The organism is Achromobacter sp. JUb104 (assembly GCF_024806975.1).
GTDB lineage: Bacteria > Pseudomonadota > Gammaproteobacteria > Burkholderiales > Burkholderiaceae_B > Achromobacter > Achromobacter spanius.
The window spans coordinates 251,976-277,380 of the sequence record NZ_JANUEY010000001.1; the positions used below are offsets into that span (position 1 = coordinate 251,976).

Here is a 25,405-nt window from a genome sequence, read left to right on the forward strand (position 1 = left end):
AGCGCATAACTGGAACCCAGCCATGACAGACAAGAACATCCTGGACATCTGCGTGGGCGGCATCTGGCGCGCCGGGCGGGGCGAGGCGTACGCCAGCCTGTACCCGGCCACCGGGCAAGCCATCGCACACTTGCGCGCCGCCAACCTGGACGATGTCGACGAAGCGGTAAGCGCCGCCGACCATGCCTTCCGCCACAGCGGCTGGGCACAAAAACATCCGCACGAGCGCGCGCAGGTGCTGTACCGCGTGGCGCAGATCATTCGTGATCGCGCGGAAGAACTGGCGCAGACCCAGCGCCTGGATAACGGCAAGCCCATCACCGAAACGCGCGCCCTGGTTGCCAGCGCCGCGGCCACGTTTCAGTTCTACGCGGCGGCATGCGAGACGCTGGAAGACTGCCTGACGCCGATGCGCGGCGACTGCCTGACGATGAGCGTGCACGAACCCATGGGCGTCATCGCCGCGATCACGCCATGGAATTCCCCCATCGCCAGCGAGGCGCAGAAGCTGGCGCCCGCGCTGGCGGCGGGCAACGCCGTCATCATCAAGCCGGCCGAGATTACGCCCCTGATGGCGCTGGAGCTGGCCGCCATCTGCGTACAGGCGGGCGTGCCGGCCGGCATGGTCAGCGTGCTGCCAGGCAAGGGGTCGGTACTGGGCGACGCCCTGGTGCGGCATCCGCTAGTCAGGCGCGTGTCGTTCACGGGCGGCACCGGCACGGGTAAACAGATTGCCCGCCTTGCCGCCGACAAGATGATGCCGGTGTCGATGGAACTGGGCGGCAAGTCACCCACCATGGTGCTGGCCGACGCCGACATCGAGCATGCTGTCAACGGCGTGCTGTACGGCATCTTCAGTTCGTCCGGCGAGTCCTGCATTGCGGGGTCGCGCCTGTTCGTGGCGCGCCCGCTGTACGCGGAATTCCTGGACCGGTTGGCAACCGCCGCCCAACGCTTGCGCGTGGGCGACCCGGCGGACCCGGCCACGCAGATGGGCCCGCTGATCAGTGAGGCGCACCGCGCAACGGTAGAACGCTACGTGGCGCTGGCCTTAAGCGAAGGCGGCACGATCCGCACCGGCGGCAAGCGCCCCGAGGGCAGCGGCGTTGACCAGGGCTATTTCTACACGCCGACCATCATCGAAAACCTGGGCAACAGCAGCCGCACCTGCCAGGAAGAGATCTTCGGTCCGGTGCTGGTTGCCATGCCGTTTGACGATGAGGACGCGCTGATCGAGCAGGCCAACGACAGCGTCTATGCGCTGGCCGCGGGCATCTGGACCCGTGACTACAAGAAGGCCTGGCGCATCGGGCGGCAGGTGCAGGCGGGCACGGTCTGGATCAACACCTACAAGCAGTTTTCGATTTCGACGCCGTTCGGCGGTTGGCGCGACAGCGGGCTGGGCCGCGAGAAGGGCAGGCTGGGCATCCACCAGTACATGGAGCAGAAGAGCATCTACTGGGGAATGAACGCGCAGCCCTTGCCTTGGGCGGATCACGGAAGCGGGCCTGATGAAGGGCAGAGATAAACATGGACCAAAAAATCGTCGGAATCGACCAGATTACCTACAGCGCCGATGACCTGGACGCTTGCCGCACATTCTTTACCGACTGGGGGCTAGCCCTGCGGGAAGCGTCGCCGTCGCGCCTGGCGTTCGACACCTTGAATGGTTGCCGCGTCTTGGTCTGCGCGCCATCGGCGGACTTGCCGCCCGCGATCGAACCCGGGCCGACGCTGCGTGAAGTCGTGTGGGGCGTGGGGTCGGACGCGATGCTGGCCGCGCTGGCCGAACGCCTCAAGCATGCTCCCGGCTACAGCAGCGGCCCGGACGGGGTGGCGTGCACGGACCCCAACGGCATGGCCATCCGTTTTGCACGCACGCGCCGGCAGCCGGTGCAGCTTGAGTGCGGCGCGATGAACACCTGGGCCAGCAAGCCGCGCGTGAACCAGGCGGCGCCCATCTACGAGCGTGCCAGCCCGATCGACATTGGCCATGTCGTGTTCTTCGTAAGCGACGTGGAGGCCACCGCGCGCTTCTACACCGAGCATTGCGGCTTTGTCGTGTCCGACAGTTATCCCCGGCGCGGCATGTTCCTGCGTTGCGACGCCAGCGGCGGGCACCACGACCTGTTTCTGCTGCAACCACCGCAACCGCGCGCAGGGCTGAACCATGTGGCCTTCACGGTGCGCGATATCCATGAAGTCTTTGGTGGCGGACTGCATATGGCGCGTTGCGGTTGGGATACCCAGCTGGGTCCCGGCCGGCACCCGGTGTCGTCCGCGTACTTCTGGTACTTCAAGAACCCCGCGGGCGGACTCATCGAGTACTACGCCGACGAAGACCACCTGGACGAACGCTGGCAGCCCCGCGAATTTGAACCCGGCCCGACCGTGTTCGCCGAATGGGCGATAGACGGCGGGCTGGACGGCAATACCCGGCGCCAGAAGAACGCGGAAAGCGCGGGCGGCAAGTTCCTGACGGACCGGTCCGCCGACTAGCCATCACCCCATCGTCCGTCACCTTGATGCCGATCTGACCTGGAAGCGTTGCCCGATGTCCACTCCTGTACCCATACCCGTTCGCGTGCAGTGCATGCGGGTCGAAGCGCGTCACATCCTGAGCCTGGAGCTGGCGGCGCTGGATGGCGAGGCCTTGCCAGCCTTCACGCCCGGCGCGCATATCGACCTGCACCTGGCGCACGGCATCAAGCGCAGCTACTCGATTTGCAGTTCGCCCGAGCAGCGCGACCGCTATGTAGTGGGCGTGCTGCATGACCGTAACAGCCGGGGCGGCTCGGCCTACATCCATCAGCAATTGCGGCCCGGGCAGCAGTTGCTGATCGATCCGCCCCGTAATCACTTTGAACTGGAGCCATCGGCCGAGCAGTCCGTGATGATCGCCGGCGGCATCGGCATCACGCCCATTCTCTGCATGCTTCTAGACCTGCTGCGCCAGGGCAAACACGTCGAATTGTTCTACGCCGCGCGCTCACGCGCCGAAGCGGCCTTTCTTGCGCGCTTGCCGCCAGGGGTTCGAACGCATCTGCATTTCGACGAAGACCATGGCGGCGCGCCGAACCTGCACCGTTTTCTGGCCGCCATGCCAGCATCGGCCCATTTCTATTGCTGCGGCCCGAGGCCGATGATCGACGCCTTCGAAGCGGCGGCCGGCCTACTGAACCTGCCGCATTGCCACGTCGAACGCTTCGGCGCGAAGGACATCGTGCCGGCCACGGGCGGGGCGTATCAGGTGAGGCTGGCCAAGACGGGCAAGACGCTTGAGGTGGCGTCGGGCGCCGCGTTGCTGGACTGCCTGCTGAAGGCAGGCGTTGACGTACCCCATAGCTGTCGCGAGGGCGTGTGCGGCAGTTGCGAAACGCGCGTGCTCAGCGGCACGCCCGAGCATCGCGATTCCGTATTAAGCCAAAGCGAACAGGCCGCCAACCGCTGCATGATGGTTTGCGTGTCGGGGTGCCTGAGCGGGGAGCTTGTGTTGGATTTGTAGCGCTTCATCGATATCAGTTCATAACAACCCGCCACGCGGGGATAGGGGAGAGACATGAAAACGATCAATCGGCGTCAGCCGTCATGGCGCATCGCGGCAGTCAGAAAGGCAAGGGTGTCTGCCAGGGGGGCCGCGTGCTTGGGTTTGGGCTTGAGCCTGGGCGCCACGGCGTCGGCCCCCGCCGAGGCAAGCAACCTCCACCTGTACGGCAGCCTGACCCAAGGTGTGAGCTATGTCAGCAACATTGCGGGCGGCAGCTCGGCGCGGATCGACCCGGGCACCATGCAACCAGACCGCTTCGGGCTGCGCGGCTCCGAAAACCTGGGCGATGGGCTGCGAGCCAACTTCCTGCTGGAAAGCGGCTTTTCCACGCAGACCGGTTCGTCCATCATGCCGGGCGTGCTGTTCAACCGCAATGCCTGGGTCGGGTTGAGCGACGGCTGGGGTAGCGTTCAGCTGGGCCATCAGCCGGGCTTCATGTTTGACGTCATCGGCAAGTACAGCAACGGTTTTCAACTGACCAATTTTTTCTTGTTCCATCCTGGCAACCTCGACAATCTGGCCAACACGTTCCAGGCGGACAACGCCATCAAGCTGATGAGTCCGGCTGCGCGCCCCTGGCAAGTGGGGGCGCTGTATGGGTTCGCGTCGATGGCCCCCAAGGAAGGGTCGCGCAGCACCACCACACTCAGCGCCTTCACGCGCTATCAGGAAGAGGGCTTCTCGGGCGCGCTGGCCTTCACCCTGGTCAAGGACCGCGCGCACGTGGACCTGCCGCGCCGCACCGGCGTGGCGCGGCTGTTCGGGCAGACCTTGACGTCGGGCCTGCCCATCGTGCTGGACCGCCAGCGCATCTGGGGGGCGGGCGCCGGCTATCGCTTCGACAGCCTGCCGTTGCGCGTGAACGCCACCTACACCGGTGTGCAACTGGAATATCGGGGGCGCGACGAAGCCATGCGCAACGCCGACCTGGGCGCCGCCTGGACCTATCGGCCCAGCAAGGTGCTGAACCTGGGCTATTCGCGCAGCGCGTTCGCGGGTGGCCATTGGGACCTGTTCAGCCTGAGCCACGTGCACCAGTTCTCAAAGCGCACCGAGTGGTTCGCGCTGGCCGTGTACCAGCGCGCCGGTAGCGGCCTGGCGCATGCGGCGATCAATGGCGTGGGGGTGTCTTCCACGCGCAATCAGACGGTGCTGACCAGCGGCATCCATCACTCCTTCTAAAGCGGGCAGGGCGGGGGCCGGGCGCTGCACGCGCCGGCTTCCGCTCGGCCTGAATTCCCGACATCTCCGAGGTCACCATGCAAACCACTTCCAATCGATGGTTGGGCGTAGTCGCGATCTTCCTGATCGTGACCATCTCTTATGTGGACCGGATCAACCTGTCCGTCTTGATCACGCAAGCAGACTTTCTGAAGCAGATAGGCCTGACCGCCGTCGACAAAGGCGCGCAAGGCATGCTGGCAACCGTATTCATGGTGGGCTACGGCCTGTCGTCCATCATTCTGACGCCATTCTGCGTGGCGATGCTGGGCGTGCGGCGTAGTCTGATCTACGGCTTGTGCCTGTGGGGTGTCATCACGATGACCTCGCCGCTGTATCAAAGCTACGGGCTGCTGCTGTTCTCGCGCCTGATGCTGGGCCTGTCCGAAGGGCCGCTGTTTGCCCTGGCGTCGTGCTACATCAAAGCCAGGTTCGACGGCCATGAAAACGGCAAGCCCAATTCGCTGGTCAATAGCGGCACGGGCATGGGCTTTGCGCTGGGCTACCCGTTTGTGGCGATGCTGGTGCTGCATCTGGACTGGCAGGCGTCGTTCTACGTGCTGGGCCTGGTCAACCTGCTGATTGGCATTCCCGTGGTGCTGCTGTGCATTCATATGCCCGTGGGCAGCGAGCCGCAACGCGGCGCCACCAGGCTGTCGCTGCGCGAGGTGTTGGGGCGGCGCGTGCCCGCCATGGTGCGCGGCGCGATGCAGACGCGCCACGTGATTCTGATCACGGTGCTGACGTCCAGCTTCCTGGCCTATATGTGGGGCGTGGGCAACTGGCTGCCCGGCTACCTGAAAGAAGCACGCGGCTTTGACCTGCGCGCGATGGGCTGGCTGGCGTCGATGCCGCAATGGTCCACCATCGCGGCGGTGCTGTTGGGCGGGCTGCTCATCGACCGCATCAGCCGCGAGCGGGTGCCGCTGATTTTCGTGGGCGGCAGCCTGGGCGTGGTGTTGGCGGTAGCGCTGGCGCTCGTTGTCGACGACCGCTATCACGCCATTTACTGCCTGACCGCCGCCGGATTTTTCTGGGGTCTGCAAAGCCCGGCCATTCCCAGCACCATGCAGTTCTACGCACGGCCTGAACACATCGGCAGCGCTTTTGGCGTGGTCAACGGCGTGGGCAGCATCGTGGGCGGGATGATGCCGGCGATGATGGGCGCGGCCATATCGATGTCGGCCAGCCAAAACACATCGGGGTCTGCCGCGTACTCGGCGGGCTTTTATCTCTTGGTGGGATCGCAGTTGATGACCCTGGCGTGCGGCTTGTTGCTGTGGTTGCGTGTGCGCCCGCAGGCCGGAGTAAGGGCAGTGCCGGCAGGGGGGCTCAACTAGTCTGAATCCGACATGTGCTTGTCGCAGTTAGACAAGGGCGCTGCGACGCTTGCGCGTCGCAGCAATATTCTCGAAAAGTGCTGCTCAGCGCGTGTTAAGTGCGCTTTGCAATGCAGCAATACAGTTAGTGCCGAAGACTCGTCCTTGGCGCGAAATATCAGATTTCTAAGAGCACCAATTAAGCATCCTCCTAGTTAATTCTTCGCGCTCAAATCGTATCGTTCAGGGGGCTCGCAGTGATCCACCACGCAATCGCTTTGCGGGTCATTCGAGCACGCTTAGCCAGGCACGGAAGTGCCATCGCCATTCTTATCCCTGAATAGAGGAAATCGCATGAAGCGCAGTATCCTGACATCCCTGGCCGCCTCCGGCTTGCTAGTGGCAGTGTTGGCCCCGGGGGCGAGTTTCGCCGCGGGTGGCACCGTCAATTTCTTCGGCTCGATCAACGACGTAACGTGCGACGTTGAAGGCAGCGCGGGCGGCGCCAACGGCGTGACGGACGTGCCGTCTTTCGGCACGGTCAAGCCTGAAGACGTTGTCAACGGCTCCGCGCCTGAAAGAGACTTCCAGATCAAGGTGCACGGCTCGGCCGATTGCGCGAACGACACCAAGGTACGGCTGCAATTCCATTCCAATCATCCGAACGTCGACAAGGTTACTGGCAACCTGAAGCTGGTCGGCGCATCGCCGGCAGCCGGCGTGCAGATCCAGATCCGCAACAACCGCACCGAAGCCCCCGTCAACACCGCTCCGATCCGACTGGGCATCACCGACCCCGATCCGCAGGTTGCCGAGGTCAAGAACAACCAGGCTGTGCTGTATTACGCGGCGAAGTACGTGCCCGAAGATCCCACCGCCACTTCGGTCGGTTTCGGTGACGGCGATTCATACGTGACCTACACCCTGCGCTACAACTAAGCGCGACACTGCCATGACGACGATCACCGGGGCGCTTGCCCGTCATGCGTTCGCGCACGTGCTATCGCTCGCCTTGGTCCTGTGCGCCTGGGTGGTTCCCGCCCAGGCTGCACTGGTGCTGCAAGGTACGCGCCTGGTCATCAAGTCCGACGCGCGCGATTCCATCATGATCATCCGCAACAACGGAACTACGCCCGTGCTTGCGCAAAACTGGATTGACGACGGCAAGGAAAATGCGCTGCCCGCCGACATCCGTGTGCCGTTCGTGTTGACGCCGCCCGTCATGCGGATTGAACCGAACAGCGCCTCCAATATTCGCATCACCTACACCAAAGAGCCGCTTCCCACCGACCGGGAAAGCCTTTTTTATTTGAACGTCGTTGAAACGCCGCCGCGCGATCCGTCCGCCGTGAACGTGCTGCTGTTCTCGTTTCACACACGTATCAAGATTTTCTTCCGGCCCGCCTCCATGCCGGACGAGGCGGCCACCTCGCCCGACAAACTGACGTGGAAACTGGTGCACGCCGCCGGCGGAAAACGTCAGCTTGAAGTCACCAACCCCACGCCGTTTCATGTGTCGTTTGCGCGTATCGCGCTGGTGTCGGGCAAACGTAGCATTGCGGCGGAAAACGGCATGGTCGCCCCGTTTGGAACATCGAACTTCGCGCTGGCCTCGAATGCGGCCGGCTTGCAAGAAGGCCAACCCACCGTCCAGTACGAAGCCATCAACGACTTCGGCGGACGGCGCACCCTCAACATGCGCTTGCTTGATTGAGCCTTCCTCTCGGCCCTAGTCGGTGGAGCTTTTCCGGTTTGATGAACATTAGACTTGCGCGGACTTCCGTTCGCCATTCCTCTTGCGCGCGTTTCCGAACGCGGCGCCGTGTCCGGACGACCGCCCGCGTCGGAAGCTGCCTGCTGGCAGCCGCCTGCGCCATGGCCGCCGCCAACGCGTGGGCGCAAGACGAGGTCGCTATTTTCGACTCCTACATGCTGATGCAGGAAGTGGGTGGCCCCACCATAGACACCCGCCGTTTTCAGCGCGCGAACTTCGCCGATCCGGGCATGCACCGGCTGGACCTCTACTTCAACGGGCAATGGCGCGGCGTTGACGACATTGAATTTCGCAACGTGCCCGGCCAGGACAGCGCCGTGCCTTGCTACAACGCCGCCATGCTGGAACGTGGCGGGCTGGACCTGGGCAAGGTGTCGCGCGCGGACGGCGTTGAACCCTTGCCCCGCGAGCTGTCCTGTGAGGATCTGTCGCGCTACGTGCCCGGTGCAAAAATCCGCGTCGACATGGCGCAGCTTGGCTTGTACGTGACGTTTCCGGAATACCTGCAACGCTTGGCGGTGTCGAACCGCTGGGTGGACCCTTCCCAATGGGATAGCGGCATCACCGCCGCGCGTCTGAACTACAACGCCAACGTCTTCACGACCGAAAGCCAGGGCCGGCGCATGACGCGCGGCTATGCGGGCATCAACGCGGGCTTGAACCTGGGCGCGCTGCGGCTGCGCCATACCGGTTCGGCGTTCTGGTCGCAAACCAGCGGCGCGCAGTACCAAGCCAGTTCCTATTACCTGCAGACCGACATCCCCGCGTGGCAATCGCAGTTGCTTCTGGGCGAAAGTTCCACCAGCGGGGAACTGTTCGACGCCGTGTCGTTCAGGGGTGTGCAGCTATCCAGCGATGACCGCATGTTGCCCGAAACCCTGCGCCACTACGCGCCCATCGTCCGGGGCACCGCCAACAGCAACGCCAAGGTCTCGGTTTATCAACGTGGGTTTCTCATCTATGAAACCACTGTTGCCCCCGGCCCTTTCGTCATCGAGGACGTGCGCGCGGCCAGCTATGGCGGCGACCTGGACGTGCAGGTGACCGAAGCCGACGGCAGCACGCGCAGCTTCGTCGTGCCGTTCGCGACCATCGTGCAACTGCTGCGGCCCGGTGTGACCCAGTACAGCCTGACGGCCGGCCGGGCTGCTGACCGGGGCCTGCGCGGCCCCTCGCCGTATGTGCTGCAAGGCACGCTCAAACGCGGCATGGGCGATGCCATTACCGGCTACGGCGGCCTGGCGTTTACCGACCACTATGGCTCGGTGTTGCTGGGCGCGGCGATGAGCACCACCCTGGGCGCCTTTGCCGCGGACGTGACGGCCGCCCGCGCCAAGGTGCCGCTTGAAGGCAAGCGCGCCGGCGCCAGCTACCGGCTCACCTACAGCAAAGACCTGCCCAACAGTGGCACGAACTTTTCGCTTTTGGCTTACCGCTATTCCACCAGCGGCTACCTGGGCCTGCGCGATGCGGTGGCGCTGGGCAATGTGTCGCGCAACTATCGCTACCAGGGCGATGGCCGCATGCGCAGCCGCTTCGACCTGAACGTCAGCCAGAACCTGGGCGCAAGCCTGGGCAGCATGTATGCGTCGGCGTCCACCGCCAACTACTGGTCGCGGGCCGGCAGCGACGTCAATTACTCGGTTGGCTACAACAACGACTGGAGAGACGTGTCGTATTCCATCGCGCTGCAACGGGTCCATAGCGCCGGCATGGGTAGCTATTGGGGGGGAGGGGGCAGCGCGAAAAGCACGCAGGTGACGCTTAGCGTCGCCATCCCGCTGGGTCGCCGGGACATGACTTCCCGCGCGCCACGTCTGAGCGCGGTCTACACCGGTGACAGCTGTGAAGGCGCGCGTTTGTCGTCCAGCGTCAGCGGCCCGTTGGACGATCGCGGCGCGGGCTCATACTCAGTGTCGGCCGCCCACAATGGCCGCAGCAACGCCAATTCCGCGGACGCAGGCGTGGGCTATAACTTCCCGCAGGGCTCGGTGTCGGCCAGCGTGGGACAGGGGCGGGGGTATCGGCAAGCGTCCCTGAGCGCGAACGGCGCCATGCTTGTGCATGGTGGCGGCGTGACCTTGGCGCAGACCATGGGCGAAACGGTGGCGCTGGTCCAGGCCAAGGACGCCGAGGGCATGCGTGTGGGCTATGGCGTCAACCGGGTGGACGGCAGCGGCTACGCGGTGGTGGGCAGCCTGAGCCCCTACCGCTTGAACTCGGTGGACGTGGACCCGGCCGACCTGCCCGTGGACATTGAACTCAAGACCAGCTCGTTGAATATCGCGCCCCGCGCGGGCGCCATCATCAAGCTGGTCTACCCCACGCTGCGCGCGCGTCAGGTCTTGATCCTTAGCAAGCTGGCCGACGGCGCGCCCTTGCCATTCGGCGCCGAAGCCATCGACCCGCAAACCCGCATGGCGGTGGGCGCGGTGGGGCAGGGCAGCCGTATCGTCATGCGCGCCGAAAGCGACCAAGGACGCGTGCGTATTGAATGGGGGCCTGGGCAAGGCGAAAGCTGTCACATCGACTACGAATTGCCCGCTCGCCACACGCGCGGCGACAGTGCCTACGACATCCTGGAATTGCAATGCGTTCAAGACCAGCCGGGCGCGACGCAGCAAGGCGGCGTCGGGCCGCTGTCCCTGCGATGAGCGCGCGCGTGCTTGCCGGGTGGCGCGGGGTGTTGATGCTGGCGATGGCGGCGGCGTGGGTGCTTGCGCCGGTTCGCACCGTGCAGGCGGATTTGGTCGTGACCGGCACGCGTTTCATCTATCCGGCGGGGCAAAAGTCGCTGACGCTGCGCACCGGCAACGCTGGGCAACATCCCATCCTGGTGCAAAGCTGGCTGGATTCCGGCGATTTCACCGCCGACCCCAGCCGCGAAACCGTGCCATTCCTGCTGACGCCGCCCGTGTTCCGGCTGGACCCCGCAGGGCGCATGAGCTTGCTGCTGCGGCATACGGGGGAGGCCATGCCGAAAGACCGGGAATCCGTGTTCTGGATCAACTTCCTGGAAGTGCCGGCGCGCGATCCGTCACAGCAGAACTTGCTGCAGCTTGCGTATCGGTTGCGGATGAAAGTGCTGTATCGGCCCGAAGGCTTGCCGGGGTCCGCCAGTGAGGCCATCGGCAAGGTGACATGGACATATCACGCGGCCGAAGGCGAAATCGAGGCGCATAACGAGACGTCGTATGTTGTGTCGTTGGCGCAGGTGGAGTTGGCGGCAGAGGCGGGCGGCGATTCCCCCATCACGCTGACCGGCCTGACCGTCGCGCCGCTGGCTCGCACGCGGTTCTCGTTGCCCGCGGGGGCCGCGCCGCGCGTGGGGGAAGCGGCATTGCGGTACTACGCGGCGAACGACGACGGCGAAATCTTGGAAGCGAAGACGGCGCTGCGCCAAGCGAACACGCGCGGAACGCAATGAATCTACTCAGTCCGGGCGGCACGCTCAGTCCGGGCCAGACGGCCAGAGCGCTGCCCGGCACGCAAGGAGAATGACATGGGAAATAGACAATTACGCCGCCCGGTGGGGCAGGGTGCATGGGCGGCGCTGGCAGCGGTAGCCGTGATGGTGGTGCTGGGCGCGCTACCGCACTCCGCGTCAGGCGCCCAAAAGGACGCTTGGTTGGCTGCTAATTGCAGCAATTTCAGCGGTGGGCTACCTAGCGGATGGGAACCCGTCGAGCCATTGACAGCGCAATCACAGAAGGGGCAGGTGCTGTACGAAAAGCGCACTCCGATGAGGATTGGCTCTCGCCTGGTCAGGATGCCTGGCGCGACAGGCAAGTACCAGGTGGCCACGACGGCGATGTGGGCCAACGCGTCCAACATGGCCGGCCAAGCCGCCAAGACCAATGTCCCAGGAATCGGCTTGCTCTTCAAGTTGCGGGAACTGGAGGCGCCTGTCTATGTGCCCTTGGTGATGGACCTCGTCGACATCGTGGCAGGACGTGATCCTCAGGCACACGCTGCTGAGTTCGAGTATGTACAGCAGTTGGTGCTGCTGGTTCCGCCCGAGCACTTGCCACGCCGTATGAAAGTGACCGGGGTGGCCCCCGGCGTGGGACTCGTTCTTACGTTTTTCACGGCGGAGGAAGGATATGCCGTGCGAGGGGCGCTGAGTGACATGCCGTCCTGGCAGGGTTACCCCCCCACGGTACCGCCCGCCAAGATCTGCGCGCTGACCGAAAAATATATGGGCGACCAGGTTTTCAATATGGGTGGCCATATTGGCGATACCGTTGACATCTTTCACGCCTGCGAAGCCGGCGCGCATCAAGACGTTCAGGTGGAAATGCTGCCCGCCTTCATCGCCGACTTTCCCGCCGAAGGTTCGGTGTCGGCGCCCAAGCCGTTTCAGATCAGCTTGAACCAATGCAGCGCGTTTGCGCGGCCACAGGTCAAGTTCAGGGCCAAGAGCGGCTTGGTGGCGGGCACGGATTCGGTCCTGGCCTTGTACGACACGACTGCCAATGGCAAGAAGCCCGCTCAAGGATTCGGCATCATCGTCACTGATAGCCAAGACCGGCGTATACGATTCGGCCCCGTTGGCGGCGCGTATGGCCCCGAGTACGTGATGACGACACAGGGTGACAGTGCGCAGTTGTCCTTGGCTGCACGCTATATCCGCACAGCGGGCAATCGGCAAGATGTGGAAAGCGGCGTGGCCAACGCCGCGGCGGAATTCACCTTCGAGTTTCCCTGAGCCCGAATTCTCCTGAGTCTTGCCGTGCGCACCCCGCATCGAACTTGTCACGCAAAGGCGGCGCAATCCTCTCGGAATGCGCCGCCTTTTGTCATGGCGTCAACACGCCTTACCAGACGGTCCCGGTGTTGTGGCCCACCACCGTGCCGCGCGTTTGCAGCAACCACTGACCCCACCAGTAGTTGACGGTATTGCGTGCGTGCGACTGATGGATCAGCCCTTCGTTCACGCCCACCAGCCCACCCATGGTCACGAACAGGCCGCCACTGACGTTGCCATGGGCGGTGCCGCCCAGGACTTCGCCGCCGACCAGGTTGGTGCCAACCAGGCCGCCTATCCGGCTATGGGTTTCCCCGCGGACGGTGCCGCGCGCCACGCCTTGACGGATCGTGCCGCGATTCACGCCCGCCAGGCCGCCCACGTTAGCCCGGTCTTTGGCGGCGACGTTGCCTTTGGCCTCGGCGTTGGTCAGCAGGCCGTTGTTGTAGCCCACCAGTCCGCCCACAGCACTGTGGTTGCCGCCGCCGACGTGACCACTTGCGGTGACGTTGCTGATGACTCCGCCGTTGTAACCGGCCAAGCCGCCCACGGAGAAGGCCGATCCGCTATTCACCTGGACCCGGCCGAACGCGGCCGAGTCGGCAATGGTGGCTTCGTTCGCGCCGACCAGGCCGCCGAAATGGCCGTTGCCGGACTCGCCGCTGTGCGTGACGGCCCCGCGGGCTTGCACGTTGTATAAGGTGCCGCCCGCGCCGTGATACCCGGCGAATCCGCCGGCATGGACGTTGCCCGAGACCTGCACGGCGACATCCGCGCGGGAGTCGTTGATGTAGCCGCCGTTGTTGTCGCCGATCAGGCCGCCCACGCGCCCTCCCTTCGCTTGCAGCGTGGATCCGGTAACGCTCACGTGTTCGATCAACCCGCCGTTGCCACGTCCAACCAAGCCGCCGACCGCACCTCGACCCGCGCCCAGGTCGGTCATGCGTACCCCCACTGCGTGCACGTTGGCGATGGTTCCTGAATGGGTGCCCACCAGTGCACCAGCGGCCTTGTCGGGCGATTGTGCGTCGCGCGCGGTGGTCACCGAAATGTCTTCCAGGTTCAGGTTTCGGATGTGTCCGGAGGACTGTGCGAAAAGGCCCGCATGGTTGCCGCCGTTGACCTCGAATTTGCTCAAGGTGTGGCCGAAGCCTTCGAATTCACCGGTGAACGCCTCGTGGTCGTTGCCGATGGGGGAGACCCGTCCGCCAGCCTCAATGCTCTTGCCCAGCGCGTAGCGGCCGCTCAAGTCATTGTTCATGGTTTCCCATTCGCTGGCCTGGTTGATGACGGTGTAGCGGCCTTCGCGGGTTTCGTAGCTGCTGCCCTTGCCGGTCAGCGCAATGGACACGCCCTTGCGCAGAGCGAAGTTGGACTTCGAAAGAAAGGCCAGCGCCGCGTTGTCGCCGCCCAGCGTCATGTTGGCATTGATGCGCAGGTCGCCATCCAGCGATTTCGCGGTGATGCCCGCGCCGTTTCCACGGGCGGTCAGCGGGGCGTTGATGTCCACATGCCGCGCGGCCTGCAAGGTCAGCGAGTTGGCGCCATCCCATTCAAGAGGGGCGTCGATGGTCACGTCGCCGCTTGCGCTGATCAACGAGATGTTGGTCGTGGCCAGGCTCTTGACAACCGTATTCGCGCTGAGCGCGGCACTGCCTCGCTTGGCTGCCGAGGCGACGCTCATATTGTTGGCGGAGATCGACCACATGCCGGTCTGCCCGGATGCACCCCGGGTGTCGACTTCAACACCAGGCTGGATGACTATGGCGTTGCCCTTCACCGACACCGTACCGCCGGCCATCGTCGTGCCACCGTTGGCGGAAAGTATTCCGCCGACGTTGACGTTTCCAGACTCACCTCCATCCAGAACGATGGATCCGCGTGTTCCGTCGAGTGAATTTGCTTCGATCAGGCCATCGTTATTGACGACTAGCGAGGGAATGTCGGCGCGATCTCGAGCGGTTAAATGCACTTGGCCACCATTGGCTGTGAGCGTGCCGATGTTGTGCAGCTCGGCGTTCAATGCAGCCTGATCAATTTGCAGGCTCAGTATCGAATCGCCGTCGAGAGCCAGGGTGAAGACGTCGCCCGCCGCCAGCGCGATTTCGCCCTGGTTCGCCTGAATCGAACCGAAGTTGATGATGGATTTGCCCATCAGTATTACGCTGCCGCCGCTTTGCGCCTCGATTTCGCCTGCATTTGAAATGCGGTTTCCTTTGGAACTGACGAAGCGCATCGGCCCTCCCTTGAGAAAATCATCATGGGCCAGCTCGGTGGCCGCCACTACCAGGCTGCCCACACTTACCCGCGAAGACGCGCCAAAAGAAATGCCGTTGGGATTGACCAGAAACACACGTCCGTTGGCGTTAATGTTTCCTAGAATGTTGCTGAAGCCGTTGCTTAGCACTTTGTTGAGCACTGCCGAAGATCGCCCAGGTTGATCGAAGACCACCTGCTTACCCGCCCCAACGTCAAACCGTTGCCAGTCGATGATCAGCTTGTCCGTCTTCTGGTTGACCCGCATGGTGTTCTTGTTCGCGTCGATAGCGATGTCACCGGTTCCATGCTTGATCACCCCGTCCTTTGGAAGGTCTTGTGCACCGGCCACGCCAACAACTCCCATCAACGCCAGCGCAACAACAGTCATCCGCACCCCCCCCGACGATTTTCCACGCCGGCGCGCGCATTCGCTGGCGGCAACCCAGCCCCCTCGTGCTTCGCTCCAAACCAATGCAAAAGTCTTGTTCATGTTTTCCTCCTGGGAAAGTGCTGCGCGCGTGCCCAGGCGGCGCGTGGGCGCAGCGTGTGGGTAAGACTCAGAAGTAGCGGGTGGCCTGCACCCAGAACTGGGGTTGTCTGTCGTTTTTCGCGGTCTCTTTGCCTTGGCGCAAGGGCCAGGCAGCGCTGACGTTGACCACGTGCTGGGCGCCGCCATGGGCGATGCCCACGCCGAATGCGCTTAAGGATTGGTGGTTGCGTTCGGATGTCCAGGCGCGTTTGTTCACCTGCACGGAACCCGTATCGAAGAAGGCGGAGAACTGCAGGCCGGGCAGCGGCAGGTAACGCAGTTCGCCGGTGGCTTGCCAGCCTTGGTCGCCGCTGGCGGCGCCCGATGCGTAGGCGCGCACGCCATAGGGGCCGCCCAGGCTGAATTTTTCAGCGCTGTCCAGGTTCTTGTTGGCCCATTGCGAGCGCACCCGTCCGTAAAGCTGCACGGGGCCGGCCACGCGCTGCTGGCGGCTTACGCTGAGATTGACCACGCCGAAGCCGCCAGCCGCCTGCTTGGCAAGCTGGTCGTCACGCCGCTGCGTTTCATCGCCAAAGCGCAGCTTGCCGTGTGATACCCCAAGGTAGACGCCGTTGCTGGCGCCGCCCCACAGCGAGTCGCGGGCGCTGGCGTTGATGGCGGCGGTCCATAGGCCGATGCGATGGGCGCGTGTCAGGCTGAAGTAGTCGTAGCTATCCCGCAGGCGCTTGTGCTCGTACTGCAACGAGGCCTGGACATTGGCGTCGCGACTGCGCAGCAGGTTTTGCCGTATATAAAGGTGGGTTGTCTGCGCGCTGCCGTGGGCTTGCAGCACGGCAAACTCGCGGCCCAATTCATAGCGCATGTTGGACGCACCCATGCCGACGCGGGTTGACCACGGGCCAAGGGGAAGCTGGTAATCCAACTGGTAATAGCGCTGTTCGCGGTCGCTGGACAGCAGACGCGCGTCCAATTGGTCACCCAGGGCCAAGGGGCTGTTGAGGCTGGCGGCCACGCTAAGGCGGTATTCGCCCGTGTAGGCGCCACCAAAGTTGTCGGCGTCGATGCTGCCGGCGATCCACGGGCCGGGTTCAGCGTTGACAACAAGGTCGGTTGTGCCGGGCTCGGCGCCCGCGCGCAAGGTACCGGTAGCGACCACGCCGGGCAAGTCGTTCAGCCGCAGCAGCGCTTGGTCCAGGCTACGGCCGTGAATGGCATCACCCGGATGCAAGGGTTCGAGCACGGGCGCCAGCACGCCATCCCGCGCACGCGAAGTATTGTTCAGCAAGACCTGGCCATACGCCCCTTCCACGATGCGGATGCGAACCAGGCCATCCTGGATTTCCTGAGCGGGCAGGTAGGCGCGCGCCAGCAGGTAGCCGTCATGCCGATAGTGGTCGGACAGCCGTTCCGCCGCAGCGCGCAAGCCGTTCAGGTCTTGCTCCGACCCAAGCAGATCGGCCAGCAGGGTTTGTAGCGTGGCTTCGTCGTAAGCGTGGTTGCCGTCCAACAGGAAACCGTTCACCAAGACCCGGCTGCTTTTGGCGGCATCGGTTTCCGGGGTGTGCGCAGGGGCGCGTTGGGCCGGAACGTTCAGCGCCGGCGCCTCTGGAGCGGGGGGCGGCGCAGGGATCGTAGATTCCAGGTCGCGAAAGAAGCGGCCCGCGTCAGGGCGGCCCGCGTTAGGGCGGCCCGCGTCAGGGATTTGCGCCCAGGTAGGCTGGGCGCAGAGCAATAGCGCGCAAACGGAAAGGCGATGAGCAGTTAGGTAAGCGAATCGATGAGCAATTCGATGAGCGATTCGGGGTGCGAAAAATAAACGAGATCTTGCAAGCGCCGCAAAGCACCCGCGCGTATCGGGTTGCCGCGTATTCATTCTTATCATTCGATGTTGCCGGTGTGTTGTTGCCCGACATTGCTGACGCAGGCACTGGCCTCTGGCCGGTCACGGGCGAAATCAAACGACTATACGAAGCGCAAAGCGAACAAGCTCTATGAGGACTATGAAAGTCCTATATGACGATTACGAATCGTGCGTCATCGCGTTGCAAGGGCATGGCAGGGGCCGCCGATGCCGCTAGCGCGCACCCATGTCGTCAGCCATCTGCCGGCAGGAATCGCCGAACTCTTGCAGCGCCAGGTCTAGCTGCGCCACGATGGCGTCCAGCGACAAGTCATGGTTGTCCGGGTCCATGCAGGCGCCGCTCAACACCGAGCAAAGCCTGCTCAATTGCGCGTCGCCCGTCATCTGGGCAGCTCCCTTGATGCGGTGTGCCAAGTGGCGCAGGGCGGCACGGTCGTCGTGGGCATGAAGCGCGCGCAGGCGTTGCAGGTCGATGTCATTGGCCTTGATGAAGGCGTTGGCCAAGGTACGGATGCGCGCCGGATCGGCGCCGGTCAGCTCGGTGATGGTGCGTGTGCGGTGTTCGTGTCGCAGGGCGAGAGTATTGAGAGCGGCAAGTGTGGGAGCTTCGTTGTCACTGAGGAAAGCGCGGCGCTGGGGGGCGCGATGGGCGGTTTCTTCGCGGTCTTTTTTCTTCATGGGCTTGCTGATATGGCCTGTTGCAGGTATGCGTCTCTTGACGATAGTCGCGAAAGCAGGCTGGGCGTGATGGGGATACGTCTGACTTGCGCCAGGGAAAGTTGCGCATGGGGTACTTTCGTAGTATTCCTATTCTCTTATTGGCCTTGGCGCAGCACTATATCGGTCTATCGATATAGTGGCTTCACAATGGCGAAACGCCCATGCAACCCATCCGATGAACAAAACAACTTGCTTGCAGCGGGCGACACCTCCGGCATGCGAGGCAACGTGTTGCCCGGTGGGTCCCGATGTGGAAGAGGGAAATGCAACAATGTCATCACGATACATCCGCGTGATCGTCGCGGACGACCATCCCGCCGTGGCGCTTGGGGTCAGCTATGAACTAGGGCTGGACCCCGCCATCGATGTGATCGGATGCGCGGAGAACTCCACTGACTTGGTCGCGCGGCTGGAAACGCAGCACTGCGACGTCGTGGTGTCCGACTACACCATGCCCGGCGGCAAATACGGAGACGGCCTGGGGTTGATCGCGCTGTTGCGGCGGCGGTATCCCGCGTTGCGCGTCGCGGTATTGACCATGATCGACAACCCCACGCTGATCCGCGCCTTGCTGGCTTACGAAAACCTCTGCGTGCTCAGCAAGTCGGATTCAACCAGCCACATCATCAACGCCGTGCACGCCATGTACCAGGGCAAGACGTACTACTCGCCCACCATCAAGGACATGATCGTCAACCAGGCGTTTGTGCTGGGGCGTGGCCGGCTGACCAAGCGCGAAGCCGAAATCGTGCGCTTGTTCTGTGCAGGCGCCACGGTGACCGAAATATCCCAGATGTCCCATCGCAGCGTCCAGACGGTCAGCTCGCAGAAACGTAGCGCCATGAGAAAGCTGGGCATCGAACGCGACGCCGACTTGATCAAGTACGGCGCCGATGCGGTGCAAAGCCAATTGGGCGAAGGCGGCTTCCCGGCGCTCCAGCGGCCGGACAAGACCGCCTGGAGTTTGGCCTGAACTCCCCGATTTAAAACCCCACGGCCTGACCGTCGCGCCGTGAATCCGATGCCGCCACGTACCCGCCCTGGGGCAGGCGGCATATCAATTGCGCCGAGCCGAATTCCAGGCTGTCAGCGGGCGCCACGGCCACGTTGTGGCCGCGATCGCGCAGCGTTTGCACCACGTCTTCCGGCAGGTGCGATTCCACATTCACCACCGGGCCCTTCTCCACGCGGAAGCGGGGAGCGTCGCTCATGGCCTGCGGATTCTGACCGAACGCGGCCAGGCGCGTGACCATCTGCAGATGCCCTTGCGCCTGCATGGACCCGCCCATCACGCCGAACGACATCAAGGGCTGGCCACCGCGCGTGACGAACGCGGGAATGATCGTATGCATGGGCTTCTTGCGCGGCGCCACCTGGTTGGCGTGACCCGGCGTCAGCACGAAGTTCAGGCCGCGGTTGTGCAGGCTGATACCCGTGCCCGGCACCACCACGCCGGAACCGAAGCCGTGGTAGTTCGATTGGATGAACGACACCATGGTGCCGTTGGCATCGGCCGTGGTCAGGTAGACGGTGCCGCCGGTGGCTGGCGTGCCGGCGGTGGGGACGCTGGCGCGGTCCATGGAAATCAGGCGCGCGCGCTCGGCCAGATAGGCGCGGTCCAGCAGCGCTTTCGCGTCCGTGCGCATGTGGCGCGGGTCGGCCACATGATGATGCAGGTCGGCGAACGCCAGCTTCATCGCTTCGATGCTGACGTGGTAGTAGTCCGCGCTGTCCACGCCCATGCCTTCCAGATCAAACTGTTCCAGCATGCCCAGCGCCATCAGCGCGGAAATGCCCTGGCCATTCGGCGGGATCTCATGCAGTTCAACGTCGCGGAACGATTGCGAAATGGGCGCGACCCATTCGGGGCGATGTTCGGCCATGTCGGCAGCGCTGAGCGCGCCGCCCGTCTGGCTGGCGAAGTCGGTGATCTTGCGCGCGAGTTCGCCCAGGTAGAAGCTGTCGCCGCCGCTTTCGGCGATGTCGCGCAGGGTCTTGCCCTGGGCGGGAAAACGCCACCATTCGCCCGCTTGCGGCGCGCGGCCTTCCGGTAGAAATGCCTCGGCAAAACCGGGCTCGTGCGCCAGCTTGGGCGCTTGCGTCGCCCATTGCCGAGCGATGGTGGGCGACACGGGGAAGCCTTCTTCGGCATAGGCAATGGCGGGTTCGAACAGCTTGGCGAAGGGCAGCTTGCCAAAGCGTTCGGACAGCGCCTTCCAGCCGGCCACCTGGCCAGGCACGGTGACCGTGCCCCAGCCGGTGCCGGGCATGGCGTCGCGGCCATTGAAGTACTCGGGGGTCCAGGCGGCCGGCGCGCAGCCGCTGGAGTTCAAGCCATGCAGGCGCCCGTCGTGCCAGACCAGCGCGAACATGTCGCCGCCGATGCCGTTCATGACGGGTTCGACGACGGTCAAGGCAATGGCGGTGGCAATGGCGCTATCAACGGCATTGCCACCGGCGAGCAGCATGCGTAGCCCCGCCTGCGCGGCCAGCGGTTGGCTGGTCGCGACCGCGTTGGCGGCCAGGACCGGCATTTTTCGGGAAGCGTACGGAAAAGACCAATCGAAGGAGGGGGACATGGATGCTGAGACTCGTAGAAAGGATTACTGCGCGGTGATGCCGGCTTGGTCGATCAACTTCTTGGTGCGCGGGATCTCGGCCTTGATGAAGGCCGCGAATTCCTCGCGGCTGCCGCCACGCGGCTCCGCGCCGGCTTCCGCCAGCTTACCGCGCAATGCCGGGTCGGCCAGCACCTTGTTCACGGCGCGGTTGAGCTTGTCGAGGATGGGCGCGGGCGTGCCTTCGGGCGCCACCAGGCCATACCAGGGGGCGATGTCGTAGCCGGCATAGCCTTGTTCCGCGATGGTGGGAATGTCCGGCGCCAGCGCCGAACGCTGCGAATTCGACATGCCCAGCGCCAGCAACGCGCCGCTCTTGGCTTGCGGCAGGCCCGTCATGATGGTGTCGAAGTACATGGACACCTGGCCCGAGAGCAGGGCGGGGATGGCTTCGCCCGCGCCCTTGTAAGGCACGTGCAGGATATCGATGCCGGCAACGGACTTCAGCATCTCACCCGCCAAATGCGAGGTGGTGCCCGTGCCAAACGATGCATAGGTCAGCTTGCCCGGATTGGCGCGCGCATAGGCGACCATTTCCGGCAAGGTCTTGAACGGCTGTTGCGGATTGGCTAGCAGGATGTTCGGGGTGTAGGCCACCAGGGACACCAGTTCGAAAGCGTCCGGGTTGTAGGCCAGGCGCTTTTGCAGGAAGCGGTTGGTGACGACGGCGGCCGGGCCGCCCATCAGCAAGGTGTAGCCGTCGGGCGCCGAGCGCGCCACCGAGGCGCTGCCGATGGCCGCCGCGGCGCCCGGACGGGCTTCCACGACGAAGGGTTGGCCCAGTTCGTTGGACAGCGCGGCGCCCAGTTGGCGCGTGATCAGGTCCGTGGCGGAGCCGGCCTGGAAAGGCACGACGATGCGCACGGGGTGCTGCGGCCAGTCAGTGGCCGGAGCGGCTGCCGAGGCGGCTTGTGCGCCGGCCTGTGTCGCGAAGGCGGCGGCGGCCAGGCCTGCCAGTGTCCGGATGAGACGAAATTTCATGGATTCCCCTTGATCGCGTGTTGAAAGTGAGCTGCCGCCGGGCGGGTCTGTGCCCGTTCCGGCGCGGACAGCCCGTGGCGGCGCCGTCCGGAGGCAATTAGACGGGAGCGGACGGACTCGGACTATTGGTGTTTGCATCCATGGATCACTGGATCCAGTTTGTGTTATTTTTGCGTTTATCTATCATGGCGGCTTTCCAAGCCCGGGGACGACGATGCTGCAGTTTCAAAAGACAGCGATCAGCGCCGAAGACGAGGCGTACCTGCATTTGCAGCGCGAGATCCGCCTGGGCCGTTACGCCCCGGGCCAGCGCCTGGTGCCCGATGTGGTCGCCACTGAAATCGGTACAAGCCGCATGCCGGTTCGCGGCGCGTTGCGGCGGCTGGCCTCTGAAGGCCTGGTTGAAATCCGCGCCAATCGCGGCGCGGTGGTGCGCGGGCTGAACCAGCAGGAAATGCTGGAAGTGTTTGAAATGCGCTCGGTGCTGGAAGGGCTGGCCATGCGCAACGCCGTGCTGCACATGAACGCCGAACACGTCCGCCGCCTGACCAATATGCTGGAACAACTGGACCAAGGGTCCGGCGACTATCTGGACTGGACCACCGCCCACCGGGAATTTCACGAATACCTGTGCAGCTTCTGCCAGCAGCCGCGTTTACTGGGCCAGATCTCGGAGTTGCACTCCGTGGTGGAACCCTATATGCGGCTGTGGACGGCTCAGCCGGGGCGTGTGCTGCGCGTGCGTGAATCGCATCAAGAACTGATCGACGCGCTGCAAACACGAGACCCGGCGCGTTGCGAGGCGGCGATGCGCCAGCACGTGTTGAATACCGTGCCGGCCTTGCAGGCGTTTTTGGAAAAGAAGGCGTGACCCCGCTGTCGGCGCGAGGCTTGATTCAATCGGGCACGACGCTGCCCGCTCACCGAACAGCTTTTCTGGCCGCGCGTCATTCCCGCTTATAGCCGGGAGTAATATGTCGCCTCCGGCCGGCCTGTGGCCGCCGGCAAGAACACGCCCATTCGCGCTCCGTCCTTCTCCACCCCCGTGTCGACAGCGGATTTTCGTCCGCGCCTCCCCTGCGGTGTCTGTAAGCCCTGGCGCGCGCGTGCGGCCAAAAAAGTGACATCGAGGAGAGGCATGTTGGACAAGCAAGAGTCGGGCGGCTGGTATTTCGGCTGGAACATCGTCGGCGCTGCCGCGGTGCTTACCCTGTTGACGGTGGGCCTGCGCATGGGCATCGGGCCGTTTTTCCTGCCGATGGCGGATGGCTTGGGATTTTCGCGCAGCCTGCTGTCGGCCATCGTCGCGGTAGGCATGCTTTGCTATGGCCTGGCCATGCCGCTGGCGGGATATCTGGTCAGCGTGCGCGGCACGCGCTTCGTGCTGCTGACGGGCACGGCCATTGTGGTGGCGTCGTCGCTGTGGACGGTGTTTGCGCGCGGCCCCATTGAATTCCTGCTGTCCTTCGGCGTGGCGCTGTCGGTCGGCCTGGCGTTCACCAGCCCGGTTGCGCTGACCCCGATCATCAGCCGCTGGTTCACGCGCCAGCGCGGCATGGCGCTGTTCTTCCTGTCCACCGGTTCCATGGCGGGCATCGCCCTGATGACGCCGACGCTGACGTTCGCGATCTCGGCCGTGGGCTGGCAGGAAACGCTGCTGGCGTTTTCCGTGCTGTTCGCCTTGCTGACGGTGCCGGTCGCGCTGTTCGTGATGCGTGATGTGGCGCCCGAGCACACCGACCTGTTGCCGCATCAGATCGTCAAAGACAAAGCGCCCGCGAATGCGACCAAAGGCACCGCCACCGCCGCCGCCGCTATCAAAGCCCCCGCTCCCAACGTGCGCAACGCCCTGCGCACGCTGCCGTTCTGGCAGGTGGCGCTGGGCCTGTTCGCCTGTGGCTACAGCATGAACCTGCTGGGCACGCACGGCATGCCGATGTTGATGGACCACGGCTTTGACGCCACCACCAGTTCGCTGGGCATCGGGCTGATCGGCCTGGTCGCCATCTTCAGCACGCTGGTGCTGGGCCGCATGTCGGATCGGGTTGAACGGCGCAACATCCTGGCCGCCATCTATCTGGTGCGTGGGCTGGGGTTCTTTGCGTTGGTCATGGTGGGCGCGCACTGGGAGCTCTACGCCGCGGCCACGATCGGCGGGATCGTGTGGGCGGGCAGCATCGCCTTGTCGTCGGCCATTCTGGCGGACGTCTATGGCATCCGGCTGGTGGGCGTGCTGTATGGGCTGACCTATCTGGGCCACCAGGTTGGCGGCATGATCAGTTCCTGGCTGGGCGGCTGGGCCTTCGATACGTTCCACACGCACTGGGTCGCCTTCGGATCGGCGGGCGTGCTGTTGCTGCTGGCGGCGGCGATTTCTTTGCGGTTGCCGGGACGCGACCTGACGCGCATGCCGGCAACCGTGGGGCGCTGATTTAGCGGTCTTTCAGCAGCGTCACCAGTTCGGGCACATAGCGTTCGCCACCGCCTTGCGTGACGGCCTGGTCGAACGTGTGCTGCACGGCCGCGCCGATTTCACGCACGGCGCCGGCTTCGGCCGCCATGGTGTTGTAGTAGGACAGGTCCTTCTGCGCGTTCGACATGAAAAAGCGCAGCGACGACGGGTCCTGCTCCAGCAGGTACGGCTTGATGCGTTCCAGCGCCACGCCGCCACCGCCGCCCTTGCTCAGGACTTCCGCGAACACCGCCGGGTCGATGTCCGAACGCAGCGCGCAGGCAGCCGCTTCCGACAGCAGGGCAACCACCCCCAGCGACACATAGTTGTGCAGCAGCTTCATGCGATGCCCGGCGCCAATGGGGCCGGCGTGCGTGATGTTTTCGGCAAAGCAGGCCAGGATGGGCTTGCATTCTTCGAACAGCGCCGCGTCGCCGCCCACCAGCAGGTTCAGCCGGCCTTCGGCGGCTTCCTTGGGCGTGCGCGTCATCGGTGCGTCCAGGAAGCGGCCGCCGGAATCGGTCACGGCTTGGGCCACTTTCACGGTGGACGACGGAATGGCCGTCGAGCAATCAATGATGACGGTGCCCGCGCGCAAACCTTGCAGTACGCCGCCTTCGGACAGCAGCACGGCTTCCACCTGCGGGCTGCCGGTCACGCACAGAATGATCACATCCGACTGGGCCGCCAACGCGGCGCCGCTTTCCACGCTGGTCGCGCCAGCGGCTTTCAGCGCATCCAGGGGCTGATTGCCCGGATGCTCAAGCACGGTCAGCGTATGACCATGCTTGACCAGATTGCTTGCAATGCCGTGGCCCATGAGGCCGATTCCAACCATGCCGACTTTCGCCATCTTCCACTGCTCCTGCCATGTGTAGGTGTGTTGTGGCGTAAATCTTACTCTTAGATTACTTTCAGCCATCTCATTCCAGCGCTTACGATTCCACACCATGACTGATTCCATCCCCGAGGGTTTTGCACTGTGGCGCCCCAGCAGCCGGTTCATGACGCATCTGGCCGACCTGGGCACCCTGTACCGGCGCGATGCCGACAGCGTGCTGGCCCTGCGCGTGAACGAGGCGCATACGAACATGCACGGCATGGCGCATGGCGGCCTGCTTGCCACGCTGGCCGATAGCGCCCTGGGGCACACCATTGCCCAGCAGTTGCAGGTGTCCGTCGTAACGGTGCAGATGTCCGTGGAATACCTGAACGCGGTCAAGCCGGGCGACTGGCTGCAAGCGCACGTGCGCATCGACAAGCAAGGCCGGCGCTTGATCTACGCCAACTGCCTCTTGCAGGTAGAAGGGCGTGTCATGCTCAAAGCCAATGCGGTATTCGCCGTGCGCCCGGCGCCCACGCCCGCGTCGGACGGTTGATGGCACAGCTTTGAAACGCCACGAACGCAGCGTTCGA

The 25,405-nt window shown here is 64.1% G+C and carries 20 protein-coding genes; 14 read left to right on the plus strand and 6 right to left on the minus strand.

Annotated elements, in window-relative coordinates; translation table 11 throughout:
* Positions 1-22 precede the first annotated feature (22 nt).
* The 10 genes from M2361_RS01105 (at position 23) to M2361_RS01150 (ending at position 12,569) form a co-directional block, all read left to right on the plus strand.
* The gene (locus M2361_RS01105; protein WP_259245831.1) at positions 23-1,528 is read left to right on the plus strand and encodes an aldehyde dehydrogenase; all 1,506 of its coding nucleotides are present in this window, start codon (positions 23-25) and stop codon (positions 1,526-1,528) included.
* Positions 1,529-1,530: 2 nt separating this feature from the next.
* On the plus strand, positions 1,531-2,499 hold the full coding sequence (locus M2361_RS01110) for a VOC family protein (RefSeq protein ID WP_259245832.1): 969 nt from the start codon (positions 1,531-1,533) through the stop codon (positions 2,497-2,499).
* A gap of 55 nt (positions 2,500-2,554) precedes the next feature.
* Positions 2,555-3,505 (plus strand): PDR/VanB family oxidoreductase, encoded by a 951-nt coding sequence (locus M2361_RS01115; protein ID WP_259245833.1) that lies wholly within the window; start codon positions 2,555-2,557, stop codon positions 3,503-3,505.
* A 54-nt stretch (positions 3,506-3,559) separates the two neighbouring features.
* Positions 3,560-4,729: a porin gene (locus M2361_RS01120; protein ID WP_259245834.1), complete on the plus strand. Its 1,170-nt coding sequence runs from the start codon at positions 3,560-3,562 to the stop codon at positions 4,727-4,729.
* A gap of 77 nt (positions 4,730-4,806) precedes the next feature.
* On the plus strand, positions 4,807-6,108 hold the full coding sequence (locus M2361_RS01125) for an MFS transporter (protein ID WP_259245835.1): 1,302 nt from the start codon (positions 4,807-4,809) through the stop codon (positions 6,106-6,108).
* A gap of 333 nt (positions 6,109-6,441) precedes the next feature.
* Positions 6,442-7,026, plus strand: a complete 585-nt coding sequence (locus tag M2361_RS01130; RefSeq protein WP_259245836.1) for a fimbrial protein — start codon at positions 6,442-6,444, stop codon at positions 7,024-7,026.
* 13 nt (positions 7,027-7,039) lie between these two features.
* Positions 7,040-7,801, plus strand: coding sequence for a molecular chaperone (locus M2361_RS01135; protein WP_259245837.1), 762 nt, complete (start codon positions 7,040-7,042; stop codon positions 7,799-7,801).
* 161 nt (positions 7,802-7,962) lie between these two features.
* Positions 7,963-10,515 (plus strand): fimbria/pilus outer membrane usher protein, encoded by a 2,553-nt coding sequence (locus M2361_RS01140; protein ID WP_259245838.1) that lies wholly within the window; start codon positions 7,963-7,965, stop codon positions 10,513-10,515.
* Positions 10,516-10,559: 44 nt separating this feature from the next.
* A complete protein-coding gene (locus tag M2361_RS01145) occupies positions 10,560-11,288 on the plus strand; it encodes a fimbria/pilus periplasmic chaperone (protein WP_404976340.1) in 729 nt (242 codons plus the stop codon).
* Between the two features lie 144 nt (positions 11,289-11,432).
* A complete protein-coding gene (locus M2361_RS01150) occupies positions 11,433-12,569 on the plus strand; it encodes a fimbrial protein (RefSeq protein WP_259249208.1) in 1,137 nt (378 codons plus the stop codon).
* Between the two features lie 109 nt (positions 12,570-12,678).
* Here M2361_RS01150 and M2361_RS01155 read toward each other — a convergent pair whose 3' ends face one another.
* The 3 genes from M2361_RS01155 to M2361_RS01165 all read right to left on the minus strand — a co-directional run bounded on the left by M2361_RS01155 (position 12,679) and on the right by M2361_RS01165 (position 17,896).
* On the minus strand, positions 12,679-15,543 hold the full coding sequence (locus M2361_RS01155) for a filamentous hemagglutinin N-terminal domain-containing protein (protein ID WP_259245841.1): 2,865 nt from the start codon (positions 15,541-15,543) through the stop codon (positions 12,679-12,681).
* Entirely contained in the window at positions 15,425-16,879 is a 1,455-nt protein-coding gene (locus M2361_RS01160; protein WP_259249209.1) for a ShlB/FhaC/HecB family hemolysin secretion/activation protein, read from the minus strand. Before M2361_RS01160 ends, M2361_RS01155 begins: the two co-directional genes overlap by 119 nt.
* 552 nt (positions 16,880-17,431) lie before the next feature.
* Positions 17,432-17,896 (minus strand): Hpt domain-containing protein, encoded by a 465-nt coding sequence (locus tag M2361_RS01165; protein WP_259245842.1) that lies wholly within the window; start codon positions 17,894-17,896, stop codon positions 17,432-17,434.
* A gap of 313 nt (positions 17,897-18,209) precedes the next feature.
* Here M2361_RS01165 and M2361_RS01170 point away from each other — a divergent pair, with 313 nt between their 5' ends.
* Positions 18,210-18,911: a response regulator gene (locus M2361_RS01170; protein WP_050449782.1), complete on the plus strand. Its 702-nt coding sequence runs from the start codon at positions 18,210-18,212 to the stop codon at positions 18,909-18,911.
* Positions 18,912-18,921: 10 nt separating this feature from the next.
* Here M2361_RS01170 and ggt read toward each other — a convergent pair whose 3' ends face one another.
* A complete protein-coding gene (ggt, locus tag M2361_RS01175) occupies positions 18,922-20,517 on the minus strand; it encodes a gamma-glutamyltransferase (RefSeq protein WP_259245843.1) in 1,596 nt (531 codons plus the stop codon).
* A gap of 24 nt (positions 20,518-20,541) precedes the next feature.
* A complete protein-coding gene (locus tag M2361_RS01180; RefSeq protein ID WP_259245844.1) occupies positions 20,542-21,537 on the minus strand; it encodes a tripartite tricarboxylate transporter substrate binding protein in 996 nt (331 codons plus the stop codon).
* A 214-nt stretch (positions 21,538-21,751) separates the two neighbouring features.
* Here M2361_RS01180 and M2361_RS01185 point away from each other — a divergent pair, with 214 nt between their 5' ends.
* A complete protein-coding gene (locus M2361_RS01185) occupies positions 21,752-22,408 on the plus strand; it encodes a GntR family transcriptional regulator (RefSeq protein ID WP_100856788.1) in 657 nt (218 codons plus the stop codon).
* A gap of 270 nt (positions 22,409-22,678) precedes the next feature.
* Positions 22,679-23,968, plus strand: coding sequence for an MFS transporter (locus tag M2361_RS01190; RefSeq protein WP_259249210.1), 1,290 nt, complete (start codon positions 22,679-22,681; stop codon positions 23,966-23,968).
* A 1-nt stretch (position 23,969) separates the two neighbouring features.
* Here M2361_RS01190 and M2361_RS01195 read toward each other — a convergent pair whose 3' ends face one another.
* Positions 23,970-24,842 (minus strand): NAD(P)-dependent oxidoreductase, encoded by an 873-nt coding sequence (locus M2361_RS01195; RefSeq protein WP_100856787.1) that lies wholly within the window; start codon positions 24,840-24,842, stop codon positions 23,970-23,972.
* Positions 24,843-24,939: 97 nt separating this feature from the next.
* Here M2361_RS01195 and M2361_RS01200 point away from each other — a divergent pair, with 97 nt between their 5' ends.
* Positions 24,940-25,368: a PaaI family thioesterase gene (locus tag M2361_RS01200; RefSeq protein ID WP_100856786.1), complete on the plus strand. Its 429-nt coding sequence runs from the start codon at positions 24,940-24,942 to the stop codon at positions 25,366-25,368.
* The last annotated feature ends 37 nt before the right edge of the window (positions 25,369-25,405 follow it).

What these genes read in the sequence shown, in the direction of transcription:
- M2361_RS01195 (WP_100856787.1), bottom strand. Translation starts at nt 24,842, where the DNA reads ATGGCGAAAGTCGGCATGGTTGGAATCGGCCTCATGGGCCACGGCATT.
- M2361_RS01130 (WP_259245836.1), top strand. Translation starts at nt 6,442, where the DNA reads ATGAAGCGCAGTATCCTGACATCCCTGGCCGCCTCCGGCTTGCTAGTG.
- ggt (WP_259245843.1), bottom strand. Translation starts at nt 20,517, where the DNA reads ATGTCCCCCTCCTTCGATTGGTCTTTTCCGTACGCTTCCCGAAAAATG.
- M2361_RS01105 (WP_259245831.1), top strand. Translation starts at nt 23, where the DNA reads ATGACAGACAAGAACATCCTGGACATCTGCGTGGGCGGCATCTGGCGC.
- M2361_RS01140 (WP_259245838.1), top strand. Translation starts at nt 7,963, where the DNA reads ATGGCCGCCGCCAACGCGTGGGCGCAAGACGAGGTCGCTATTTTCGAC.
- M2361_RS01150 (WP_259249208.1), top strand. Translation starts at nt 11,433, where the DNA reads ATGGTGGTGCTGGGCGCGCTACCGCACTCCGCGTCAGGCGCCCAAAAG.
- M2361_RS01120 (WP_259245834.1), top strand. Translation starts at nt 3,560, where the DNA reads ATGAAAACGATCAATCGGCGTCAGCCGTCATGGCGCATCGCGGCAGTC.
- M2361_RS01135 (WP_259245837.1), top strand. Translation starts at nt 7,040, where the DNA reads ATGACGACGATCACCGGGGCGCTTGCCCGTCATGCGTTCGCGCACGTG.
- M2361_RS01165 (WP_259245842.1), bottom strand. Translation starts at nt 17,896, where the DNA reads ATGAAGAAAAAAGACCGCGAAGAAACCGCCCATCGCGCCCCCCAGCGC.
- M2361_RS01115 (WP_259245833.1), top strand. Translation starts at nt 2,555, where the DNA reads ATGTCCACTCCTGTACCCATACCCGTTCGCGTGCAGTGCATGCGGGTC.
- M2361_RS01110 (WP_259245832.1), top strand. Translation starts at nt 1,531, where the DNA reads ATGGACCAAAAAATCGTCGGAATCGACCAGATTACCTACAGCGCCGAT.
- M2361_RS01185 (WP_100856788.1), top strand. Translation starts at nt 21,752, where the DNA reads ATGCTGCAGTTTCAAAAGACAGCGATCAGCGCCGAAGACGAGGCGTAC.
- M2361_RS01125 (WP_259245835.1), top strand. Translation starts at nt 4,807, where the DNA reads ATGCAAACCACTTCCAATCGATGGTTGGGCGTAGTCGCGATCTTCCTG.
- M2361_RS01145 (WP_404976340.1), top strand. Translation starts at nt 10,560, where the DNA reads ATGGCGGCGGCGTGGGTGCTTGCGCCGGTTCGCACCGTGCAGGCGGAT.
- M2361_RS01180 (WP_259245844.1), bottom strand. Translation starts at nt 21,537, where the DNA reads ATGAAATTTCGTCTCATCCGGACACTGGCAGGCCTGGCCGCCGCCGCC.
- M2361_RS01170 (WP_050449782.1), top strand. Translation starts at nt 18,210, where the DNA reads ATGTCATCACGATACATCCGCGTGATCGTCGCGGACGACCATCCCGCC.
- M2361_RS01200 (WP_100856786.1), top strand. Translation starts at nt 24,940, where the DNA reads ATGACTGATTCCATCCCCGAGGGTTTTGCACTGTGGCGCCCCAGCAGC.
- M2361_RS01155 (WP_259245841.1), bottom strand. Translation starts at nt 15,543, where the DNA reads ATGGCGGCGCCCAGCACGTGGTCAACGTCAGCGCTGCCTGGCCCTTGC.